Annotated in this window: 9 protein-coding genes; all 9 read left to right on the top strand. The window is 57.7% G+C overall.

The genetic code is table 11. The annotated features are described in order from the left end of the window. Nucleotides 1-302: 302 nt before the first annotated feature. The 9 genes from AC2FNU_RS12195 to AC2FNU_RS12155 all read left to right on the top strand — a co-directional run bounded on the left by AC2FNU_RS12195 (nucleotide 303) and on the right by AC2FNU_RS12155 (nucleotide 10,144). Nucleotides 303-1,586: a metal-dependent hydrolase family protein gene (locus AC2FNU_RS12195; RefSeq protein ID WP_496788423.1), complete on the top strand. Its 1,284-nt coding sequence runs from the start codon at nucleotides 303-305 to the stop codon at nucleotides 1,584-1,586. Between the two features lie 25 nt (nucleotides 1,587-1,611). Further along, nucleotides 1,612-2,742, top strand: a complete 1,131-nt coding sequence (locus AC2FNU_RS12190) for a substrate-binding domain-containing protein (protein WP_496788421.1) — start codon at nucleotides 1,612-1,614, stop codon at nucleotides 2,740-2,742. A 61-nt stretch (nucleotides 2,743-2,803) separates the two neighbouring features. Then, a complete protein-coding gene (locus AC2FNU_RS12185; RefSeq protein ID WP_496788419.1) occupies nucleotides 2,804-4,321 on the top strand; it encodes a sugar ABC transporter ATP-binding protein in 1,518 nt (505 codons plus the stop codon). After that, the gene (locus tag AC2FNU_RS12180) at nucleotides 4,318-5,262 is read left to right on the top strand and encodes an ABC transporter permease (protein ID WP_496788417.1); all 945 of its coding nucleotides are present in this window, start codon (nucleotides 4,318-4,320) and stop codon (nucleotides 5,260-5,262) included. Before AC2FNU_RS12185 ends, AC2FNU_RS12180 begins: the two co-directional genes overlap by 4 nt. Further along, nucleotides 5,259-6,230 carry an ABC transporter permease gene (locus AC2FNU_RS12175; protein ID WP_480800186.1) on the top strand — a complete coding sequence of 324 codons (972 nt, stop codon included), beginning with the start codon at nucleotides 5,259-5,261 and terminating at the stop codon, nucleotides 6,228-6,230. The genes AC2FNU_RS12180 and AC2FNU_RS12175 overlap by 4 nt, the downstream gene beginning before the upstream one ends. A gap of 14 nt (nucleotides 6,231-6,244) precedes the next feature. Beyond that, nucleotides 6,245-7,594, top strand: a complete 1,350-nt coding sequence (locus tag AC2FNU_RS12170; RefSeq protein ID WP_496788414.1) for a substrate-binding domain-containing protein — start codon at nucleotides 6,245-6,247, stop codon at nucleotides 7,592-7,594. Continuing rightward, nucleotides 7,591-8,214: a helix-turn-helix domain-containing protein gene (locus AC2FNU_RS12165; RefSeq protein ID WP_496788412.1), complete on the top strand. Its 624-nt coding sequence runs from the start codon at nucleotides 7,591-7,593 to the stop codon at nucleotides 8,212-8,214. The genes AC2FNU_RS12170 and AC2FNU_RS12165 overlap by 4 nt, the downstream gene beginning before the upstream one ends. 2 nt (nucleotides 8,215-8,216) lie before the next feature. Next, on the top strand, nucleotides 8,217-8,999 hold the full coding sequence (locus AC2FNU_RS12160) for an alpha/beta hydrolase (RefSeq protein WP_496788410.1): 783 nt from the start codon (nucleotides 8,217-8,219) through the stop codon (nucleotides 8,997-8,999). After that, nucleotides 8,996-10,144, top strand: a complete 1,149-nt coding sequence (locus AC2FNU_RS12155) for a fumarylacetoacetate hydrolase family protein (RefSeq protein ID WP_496788408.1) — start codon at nucleotides 8,996-8,998, stop codon at nucleotides 10,142-10,144. The genes AC2FNU_RS12160 and AC2FNU_RS12155 overlap by 4 nt, the downstream gene beginning before the upstream one ends. The last annotated feature ends 7 nt before the right edge of the window (nucleotides 10,145-10,151 follow it).

Genomic DNA, 10,151 nt, shown 5'->3' with positions numbered 1-10,151 from the left:
AGACGCGCCATCTGCGCATCCGTGAGCCAGAAAAGATCAGACATGGTCACCGCTCGTTTTTCGAACCGTGAATCATGCACCAACGCGGAAATCAATGGGTCCTGACCCTAGGATCTGCCTTAACGCACAGGCATGATTTTCAATCACTCTCATTTCTCATCTAATTAACTAAGTTGCCCTCTATTTTGGAAACGTCCAATATATGGTGTTTCGTTAATCTATCTGCCCTAAATAAAGATTAGGATTTGATGCACGATTTCCCCGACCGCGAAGATTGATTTCAAGCGGGCAGGGAGGAAAACATGGCACAAATCACTATTACAGGTGCGCAGATTTGGGACGGTCTATCCGAGACGCGCTATCCCGGAACTGTTACGATTGACGGAAACAAGATTACCTCGATCACCAAAGGCGAAGACGTCTCTTCAGAGGTGCAAGGCGAGGTTATTGACGGTACTGGGCATACGCTAATGCCGGGCATGGTCGAGGGTCACTGTCATCCCAGTTTTACTGGCGTAGGCGAGCCATGGGAGCTTGGTCAGCTGTGCCCTGAACAGCACATGTTGTTGACCGCCCAGAACTTAAGGTTGCTTTTGAGCCACGGGTTTACGTCGATTTTCGAAGCGGCCTCAGCCAAACCAATGCTCGGGGTTACAGCACGTGATGCGATCAACGAAGGGATGTTGGACGGTCCGCGTATGCGTGCCTCGAGTCCCGAGATCACGACGACTGCAGGCTTGGGAGACGAGCGGAAGCGCCACATCTACCAGGAAAGCTTCGGGTTGGTTGCTGACGGCCCCCTAGAGATGCGCCGAGTTGCGCGGGAATGCGTGCGCGACAATGTCGACAACATGAAGATCAACATTTCGGGCGATGAGTTCGTTTCTTTCGCAAGGGCTGAAGTCACGCCTCTGGAAGATGATGAACTCGCCGCTTTCATGGCTGTAGCCCGGAAATACGGGAAGACGGTTGCGGCACACGCCCGGTCTTCAGAGTCCGTCAAAATGGCAGTGCGTCACGGGGTTGATTGCATCTATCACTGCGATTTCGCCGATGAGGAAGCGTTGGACATGCTCGAAGAAGCTAAGGATCGCGTCATCCTTGGCCCCGCCTTTGGTCTTGTTCACAACGCCACCCGCGAAGGTGAGGTGGTAGGTATCACAAAAGAAGTCGCCGAAGAACTGAATTTGTTTCGCAAATTCGACGCAACCTGCGCCACCTATCATGAGATCCGAAAGCGCGGTCTGCGCGTGGCGGTCGGTGGAGACTACGGTTTCGCGGTTACTCCGATGGGCCAAAACGCTCGCGATATCGAACATTTCGTGCGCTATTTCGGATATTCGCCCGTCGAAGCGTTGCGCTGTGCCACGCATGTTGGCGCACAGCTGATGCAGATGGAGGACCAGATCGGTCAGGTCAAAGAGGGCTTTTTGGCTGACCTTCTGCTGGTTAAAGGCGACGCAACCAAGGACGTGAGCCTGGTTCAGCACCAGGGCAACCTGTCGATGATCATGAAAGACGGGGTGATGTTCAAAGATCCCCGGACTGGGATCAATGCAGGCGGCTTGATCCGCGCTGCCGAATAAAATCAATACGTTAGGGAGGAAACGCATGCGTATTTTGAAAACCGCGGCAGCCGCCGCGACTCTGGGGCTGTTTGCCGGATCGGCGATGGCGGATGGATATCAAGGGGTGCCACGCACCTTTCTGTGGAACCCGGGCGCGTCGGAAATCTATGACGCAGCTGAGTACAAGAAAGAGGGGCCTTATACGATTGGCTTCTCGAACGCCTCGATCTCGAATCCGTGGCGCGTGGCGATGTTGCATGGTATCGAAGCGGCAGCCGAGCGGAACGCCGACAAGTTGAGCCGCTTTATCATCACCGACGCCAATGACGATCCCAGCAAACAGGCCGCCGATGTACAGGACTTGATTGCGCAAGGCGTTGACATCCTGTTGATCTCACCTGCTACGGCCGAGGCGATGGACCCGGTTATCCGTCGTGCCAAACGTCAGGGCATCCCGGTGGTTCTGGTCGATCGCTCGGTACCATCGGATGAAAACTTCATCAGCTTCGTAACTGCATCGGATCAAGCACTTGGCCGCATTTCTGCGCAGTGGTTGGCTGAAAAGCTGGACGGTAAAGGCAAAGTCGTGATGCTGGGCGGTCTGGCAGGCGCATCCCCAGCCGAGGCACGCATTCAGGCCGCAATGGAAGTGTTCAACCAGTTCCCCGAGCTGGAGGTTCTGGAAACCCAATACACCAGCTGGTCGCCTGCCAATGGCAAGACCATCATGTCCGCGTTGATCCAAAAATATGGTGATGAGATTTCGGGTGTCTGGGCGGATTCGGGTCTGCAAGGCTCGGGCTCGATTGAAGCCTTCTTGGCCGCTGGATACGAGGCCGGATCCATCCCGCCGCATACCGGTGGTGACTTCAACGCGATGTATCAGCTGTCGGTGAACAACGATGTGCCGATGGTTGGCATCGACTATCCGCCAGCGATGGGTGCGCGCGCGTTTGAGATTCTGTTCGACGTGCTCGACGGGAAGGGCATTCCGAAGCGGATCGAAGTAAACCAACAGGTTGTTGTGTCTGAAGGCCATGAAACCCCATCCGTGCAGGCGGATGTGTTCGTCGCGGATTACGCGCTGATGGACAAGCCGGGCTCGGTCATCATGTCCTCGGGCGTTGGAGCTGACTATGACCCAGCCACCTTCTCGGCAGTCTATCCCAAGTAAACGGGATCAACGCAGGCAGGGGCGGCACCGCATCGCCCCGCCACCACGGGAGGAGAAAACAATGGCACAGCCATTTTTGGCCGCACGCGGCCTCAGCAAGTCATTTGGCCCCAACGAAGTGCTCAAAGGGATTGAGTTCGAAGTTCATGGCCACCATTCAGTCGCACTATGCGGTGAGAATGGAGCCGGGAAATCGACCCTGATCAAGCTGCTGACCGGGCTTTATACACCGACCGGCGGGCATGTGGAATTCGAGGGCCGTGAAGCGGGTTGGTCTGATCCGCGCCAGAGCCTGAACGCTGGAATTGCGGTTGTGCATCAGGAATTTTCGGTTCTGGGCGCGCTGTCGATTGCCGAGAACATTTATCTGGGGTCTGAGCCACGCACCAAATTTGGCCTCATTGATCGCAAGGCATTGAAGCGCAACGCGCAGGCGTTGCTGGACGATCTGGGGATTTCTCTGAACCCCGACGATCTGGTCGAAACCCTGTCCGTTGCCGATAAGCAAATGGTTGAGATTGCAAAGGCGCTGCGGGTTGAAGCCAAGGTTCTGATACTGGACGAACCTACAGCCGTGCTGAGCCAGAACGAGACCAAGCACCTGTTCCGCATCATCAACGACCTGCGGGAACGAGGGATGGGGTTGGTTTACGTCTCGCACCGTCTGGACGAGATTTTTGAGATTTGCACCGATATCACGGTGATCAAGGACGGGGTCGTGACCTCGAAAGGGCCGACCTCGGATTACACCCATGACAGTGTGATTGCTGCCATGGTGGGGCGCGAGCTTGGTGACCTCTTCCCGCACAAGGCCGCGAACCCAACGGCGGGTGAGAAGGTGCTGGAGGTGGACAACCTAATTGTGGCTCCGCACCTTCCGCCCGCCAAACTGGACGTCCACGCCGGTGAGATCGTCGGGCTCGCGGGTCTGGTCGGCTCGGGTCGGACTGAACTGGCGCTGGCTCTGTTCGGTGCTGCCCCCTCGACCGGTGATGTTACCCTGATGGGCGAGCCGATGCCCCATCGCGATCCGGCGGGTTGTATCGAGGCGGGTATTCTGATGCTGACGGAATCCCGCAAGGATGACGGGTTGTTCCTGAACTCCTCGGTTGCGCGGAACTTTGCGGCGACAACGCCCGGTTTTGGCGTGCATCACAACGCCATTCCGCCGGGGCATGAAGAGCGCCGCGCAGTCATTCTGAAAGACCGCCGCGGCGTGGTGGTTGACCACGTGGGCCTGCCGATCTCGGCGCTGTCGGGCGGAAATCAACAAAAGGTCCTGATCGCGCGTTTGCTTGAGAACCGACCGAAGCTGTTGATCCTCGACGAGCCGACCCGGGGCGTCGATGTCGGCGCAAAATCCGAGATCTACAAAACCCTGCGTGAATTAGCGGACGAAGGCATGGCCCTATTGGTGATCTCATCGGAACTGATCGAGATCGTGGGGCTGTGTGACCGCGTTCATGTCATGCGCGACGGAGAGTTGGCGAAAGAGTTGGTCGGAGACGAGATCACTGAAGAGGCGATCATCACTGTGGCCGCTGCCGAAACCTCAACCCATCACGGAGTAGCAGCATGAGCACGATCGCCCGCGCTACACGCGCCCAGCCTGTTCATCTGGTCGTTGTCGCCCTAATTACCATTGTCTTCGTGATTGGCATTTCGGCTTCGGACCGTTTCGCAACCCCGCTCAACATGGCCAATGTGCAGGATCAGATGGTTGCCCTTGCGATTGTCGCTTTGGCACAAACCATCGTCATTCTTTCCGGCGGCATCGACCTCAGCTATGCCGGAGCACTGAGTTTCCTTTGCGTGGTGTTTGCCGCCATTGCCGGAGATACGACGGGGACCCTATTGCTGGCGATGGCCGCGGTCGTTGCACTCGGCATCCTCATTGGCATGATTAACGGAGGTATCACGGCCTATGTCGGCGTACACCCACTGATCACCACGCTGGGTACCTCGACGATTCTGGCAGGCGCTGCGCTATTGATCACCCGACAGCCGTCGGGCTCGGTTCCGCTGTTCTTTGAGGATTTTACCTATGGCCGCCTTGGCGTGATGCCCTATGGCATGATGTTCGTCATCGCGCTGTATTTGCTGATCGGGTTCATGCTGTGGCGCACGACCTTTGGCACCCGCATATATGCCATTGGCGATAACGAGGCCGCTGCCGCCGTATCTGGCCTGCCGGTTAAACAGACCAAAGTTGTGATCTACGCTCTGTCCGGTCTGCTTTGCGGCGTAGCTGCGATGTACATGACCGGGCGTTTTGGCGTCGGAGACCCGCGCGCAGGCGTTGGGTTCGATCTGCGCTCGATCACACCGGTGATTGTTGGCGGCACGTTGCTGGCCGGAGGCAAGGGCGGTGTTCTGGGAACCGCGCTGGCTGTGATCCTGCTTGCGTTCCTGGCGAATGTTCTGAATTTCATGAATATTTCCAGCTACTACCAGTGGATCGCCGAAGGTCTGATCATCATCGCCGCCGTTTCATTCTTTGCAGGAAAGGGCAAGTCATGACCGCGACCGCCACCAACCCTGAAAAAGCCAAACCCAACCGCAATACGGTGCGCGCGACCCAACGGCGAGAGCTGCTGATCCTGCTGGGTTTCCTCGCCGTGATCTGGGCGGTAACAACAGCCTTGTCTCCTCGGTTCCTGACACCTGCGAACCTGAAAGACATTCTGATCCAGGCCGCGCCGCTGGGCTTTGTGGTCATTGGTCAGATGATCGTCATTATCGTCCGCGGTCTAGATCTGTCGGTCGCTTCGATTATGGCAACGGTTGCAGTTCTATCGACCTCATTGATCGACTCGACGCCGGTGATCTTCATCGTGGGTTTGTTGTTGGGCGCGTTCATTGGCGCTATTAATGGTTACCTTGTGGCTTTTCGAAAGGTGACCCCGTTCCTTGCGACTCTTGCCACCATGATCGTGCTTCAAGGTGTTCGCTTTGCCTACACCAAAGGCGCGCCGGGCGGGACATTGCCGGACACTTTCCGTTGGCTCGCAACGGGCGACATTTTTGGCGTCCCTGTTGCGCTGATCGCCTTGGCTATCGTGGGTTTCGGGATGCACTGGCTGCTGGAAAGAACCGTATTTGGCCGTCGCCTGAAACTCTACGGAGACAGCCCGGAAGCCGCGTACATGACCGGTGCGCCAACCCGCCTGTTGGTTGTTATGGCCTTTGTCATCTCGGGCGTGCTGGCTGCTATCGCGGGGCTGTTCCTTGTTGGCTATGTCGGCATCGTCGATAACTGGACGGGCCGCGGGTATGAGCTGGACAGTATCGCAGCAGCCGTAATCGGCGGCGCGGCACTGTCGGGTGGCAAAGGCTCGGTGCCTGGCGTGTTACTGGCGGCGCTGATCCTGGTATCTTTGTTCAACATCGTCGTCATCCTTGGCTTGTCGATCGAGTTGCAGTTGGTGATCAAGGGTACTCTGATTATCCTCGCCGCAGCCGTTTACATGAAACGGTCGCAGAGCTGATCGGGAAGGCGCCCATGTCTCAGGATGACAAATCAAACGTGCAGCGCATCGCGGCGATCCTGAAAGGGTTCGACGCACGAAACACCCCGCGTCGCACGCATGACATCCTAGAAGATCTGGGCGTTACCCGTTCCACTGGTTTTGGTCTTCTACGGGCGATGGTGGCGACAGGCTGGCTGGAACGCTTCGACCATGGGTTTCTCAGGTTGGGACCAAAGGCCCGGCAGATGATTTTTGCCGCGCTGGAGGTGCCTGAACCCTCGGAAGTGAAAAAGCTGTCGGCGCGACCGGGTGGTCAGGGATACGGAACGCTGGGCAATATTCCTGATTTGGAGTGGGACCCGACGCTGGTGCGGACTGTCGATGCCAGCCAATATCAGCGCGCAGCACCATACCGCATCGGTTTTTCCAACGCCTCCACAAGCAACGCCTGGCGCCGCGCCATGCTGCAAAGTTTGTTTTACGCGGAACGGATTGCGCAATCGCAGATCGAAGCGCTGATCGTGTTGGATGCGCAGGATGATCCCGCTTTGCAGCTTGCCCAGATAGATGAGCTTGTAGGGCAGGGGATTGACCTGCTGCTGATATCCATCACTTCGGTCAACGACAAGGCCCTCAGCGATCGTCTCGGAGAGCTTGCCGCTGAGGGCTTGCCGATTGTTGCGATTGACCGCCGGCCAAATGACAGGTCTTCGCTTGTTTCATTTGTCACGGCATCGGACAACAGGATCGGACGTATAAGCGCCCTGTGGATGGCCGAAACTCTGTCGGGTCAGGGTCGGGTGTGGATGCTGAGCGGGCTGGACGGGGCCAGCCCGGCGCTGAGACGACAACAGGCCGCGCTTGCAGTGTTCTCGGAGTTTCCGGGCATCAGGGTTGAAAACGTCAGCTATACCGACTGGACCGAAGCAGGTGGGTATGACGCCATCGACAAGGTGCTGGCCGAGGCACGCCGACCGCCGGACGGGGTCTGGTGTGACAGTGGTCTGCAAGGGGTGGGTTCAGTCAAACGGTTCCTGGATGGCGGCTTTGATATCCCGGCTCACACCGGCGGGGACCTGAATGAGATGTACAAACTGTGCCTGCATCACAAGGCGCCGATGGCTGCACTGGACTACCCGGCCAGTATGGGCGCGCGGGCGCTGGGGCTGGCACTGGATATTCTTGCCGGAAACACCGTTCCGCAGCGCGTAGAAGAGCCCGTTCAGATCGTTTTGCCGCGAGGATTGGAAACACCCTCGGTCAAGGCCGATGGCTGGGCTGAACTGCATGTCGCCTGGGATTTGCCAGATGATGCCATTCTCTCGCAAGGTCCAGCCTTGCGCCTGGAAAAACGATCCATCAAAGGGAGCGCTACAGCATGACCCAATCCGCCTATGAACGTGCAATTGACGTCTTCCAGGCCCTACTGAACGCACCCGCACATGAAGCGCATGGCTCTCCGGCGGGGTTGATCCGGGCGGCAGGGTTGCCTGCCAGCAGTGGTTACCGGCACACCGCGACGCTTGAAGCAGAAGGAATGCTGCGTCGGGACGCACAGGGTTGTTATCTGCCCGGCATGTCTGCCATACGGATTGGTCTGCAAGGGTTCGGCGTCGGTCGTCTGGCACCGTTGGTTCAGCCTATCCTGCTGCAATTGCGCCAAAGTTCTCAGATGACATCGTTTCTGGCCATGGCACAGGATCTGGAACTGCATATGGGTCCGCATTCGGTCGGGCGTGAGACACGCGCGACGCCCTTGCAGCGTTCTTACGGGTTCGAGACCATTCCGGAATTCACGATCGGTCAGGTCACGGAAACTAGCTTGCGCTGGTTCGAAGGTCGCGTCGCACGTCGCACCAACGTCGCCCTGATCCCAGTCGAAAGCACGGCCAGCAGCATTGCCGTTGTCGGCTTGGTTCTGAATTCCACACGCGGTGCTACCGATTTGCAAAACCGTGCGTTGCGCCAGGCTTACGGACAAATCGCGAAGAAAGAGGTTTAGCCATGCAGGCCTTCTGGGACAGCCAGCTCAAATTCTCTGAGGTCATTCCCGGTTTCGCCGAAGCGTTGGACCGTATGGCGCGGGACAGCGACGCTGTAGCTCAACAATGCTTGTTTACACGTACGGCTTACGGAGACCATCCGCGCCAATGGGTTGAATGGACCGAAGGCACAGGTTCAAACTCGGTTTTGCCTGTCATCATTCACGGTGGCTATTGGCGGGCGCTAGAGGCCGAGGCGCATCGTTTCATGGTTCCCGCGTTTCTGTCAGCGGGGGCCAGCGTGGCCAATATCGAATACCGCCTGATGCCGGAGGTTCGGTTGGCCGATGTCGTGGCAGATACCAAAACAGCCTTGCACAAACTGGCCGAGGTGTTCTCCGAGATGCGGTTCGTCCTGATTGGCCATTCCGCCGGTGCGCATCTGGCGCTATCGGCCTTGACCGACGACGCTCTGGCCGCGCGAACGCTGGGTGTTCTGTCACTCAGCGGGGTTTATGATCTGGCCCCCGTGCGCCTGTCTTTTCTGCAATCGGAACTTGGGCTGACTGCGGAAGAGGTGGCAGAATTCACGCTATCCGCGCACGCAAACCGACCACCTGTCCTCTACATAAATGGCAGCTCCGAAACCCCCGAATATCTGCGGGGCGGCGCGTTGATGGCGCAATCCGAAAACGCTGATTGGCACATGATCACCGACGCAGACCACATGTCTCTGACCTGGGCCGCCTGCGATCAGGCCGATCAGCTTTTGTCCAAACTTTATTCTTTGGGAAAAACCAAATGACACTGAACTTACCTGACACCGGAACGTTCGTCGGCCGTATCTGGCTGCCGCAGACTCAAGGCCCTGCGGTGGTGGCGCGGCGGGGTGATCGTCTGGTCGACATCACCTCGTCACGGACCCCAACGATGCAGGCGCTTCTGGAACTGGACGATCCGGCCGTTGTGGCAAAGGCGGCGGATGGCGTGGATGTCGACAGCATCGACGAAGTATCGGCCAATTCAACAGAAGCGCCCGATCCATCCAGACCGTATTTCCTTGCACCATCCGATCTGCAACCGATCAAGGCCTGCGGCGTGACTTTCGTATCATCGATGTTGGAACGTGTGATCGAGGAAAAAGCCAAGGGTGACCCGGCCAAGGCGGACGCCATTCGCGCCCGCTGTACCGAGATTCTGGGCGACAGCCTGCGGGATGTGGTGCCGGGCTCGGACAAGGCAATGGCGTTGAAAGAGGCTCTGATCGCCGAGGATGTTTGGTCGCAATACCTTGAAGTTGGTATCGGCCCGGATGCTGAGGTATTTACCAAATCGCAAGCCATGTCAGCGGTAGGCTTCGGCGCGAGCGTCGGGTTGCACCCGATCTCGACATGGAACAATCCCGAACCCGAGGTCGTTCTGGCCGTCGATAGTGCTGCTCGTATCAAGGGCGCGACACTGGGTAACGATGTGAATCTGCGGGATGTCGAGGGGCGCTCGGCGCTGTTGTTGGGAAAGGCCAAGGACAACAACGCGTCTTGTGCCATAGGTCCGATGTTGCGGCTGTTTGACGACAGCTTCGGGATGGATGACGTCCGACAGGCCGAACTGACACTGAAAGTAACCGGCGAAGAAGGGTTCGAAATGTACGGAACCAGCTCGATGGCCGAAATCAGCCGTGACCCGGAAAATCTGGTTGGTCAGGCGCGTGGTGCGCATCATCAATACCCGGATGGTTTTTTTCTTATGCTGGGCACGTTGTTTGCACCGACACAAGACCGCGATACGCCCGGCGGGGGCTTTACCCACAAGATGGGTGATCTGGTTGAAATATCGAACCCGGCGCTCGGACGGTTGGTCAATACGGTGCGCTTGTCCACTGAATGCCCGCCCTGGACCTTTGGCACCAGCGCGCTGATGAAAAACCTTGCCGCGCGCAACCTGATCTGAGGAATTT

The sequence above is a fragment of the Ruegeria sp. BHSB064 genome (assembly GCF_059613205.1).
Note: the sequence above shows the minus strand (reverse complement) of the source record. Positions and strands in the feature narration are given on the sequence as shown.

What these genes read in the sequence shown, in the direction of transcription:
- AC2FNU_RS12195 (WP_496788423.1), top strand. Translation starts at nt 303, where the DNA reads ATGGCACAAATCACTATTACAGGTGCGCAGATTTGGGACGGTCTATCC.
- AC2FNU_RS12190 (WP_496788421.1), top strand. Translation starts at nt 1,612, where the DNA reads ATGCGTATTTTGAAAACCGCGGCAGCCGCCGCGACTCTGGGGCTGTTT.
- AC2FNU_RS12185 (WP_496788419.1), top strand. Translation starts at nt 2,804, where the DNA reads ATGGCACAGCCATTTTTGGCCGCACGCGGCCTCAGCAAGTCATTTGGC.
- AC2FNU_RS12180 (WP_496788417.1), top strand. Translation starts at nt 4,318, where the DNA reads ATGAGCACGATCGCCCGCGCTACACGCGCCCAGCCTGTTCATCTGGTC.
- AC2FNU_RS12175 (WP_480800186.1), top strand. Translation starts at nt 5,259, where the DNA reads ATGACCGCGACCGCCACCAACCCTGAAAAAGCCAAACCCAACCGCAAT.
- AC2FNU_RS12170 (WP_496788414.1), top strand. Translation starts at nt 6,245, where the DNA reads ATGTCTCAGGATGACAAATCAAACGTGCAGCGCATCGCGGCGATCCTG.
- AC2FNU_RS12165 (WP_496788412.1), top strand. Translation starts at nt 7,591, where the DNA reads ATGACCCAATCCGCCTATGAACGTGCAATTGACGTCTTCCAGGCCCTA.
- AC2FNU_RS12160 (WP_496788410.1), top strand. Translation starts at nt 8,217, where the DNA reads ATGCAGGCCTTCTGGGACAGCCAGCTCAAATTCTCTGAGGTCATTCCC.
- AC2FNU_RS12155 (WP_496788408.1), top strand. Translation starts at nt 8,996, where the DNA reads ATGACACTGAACTTACCTGACACCGGAACGTTCGTCGGCCGTATCTGG.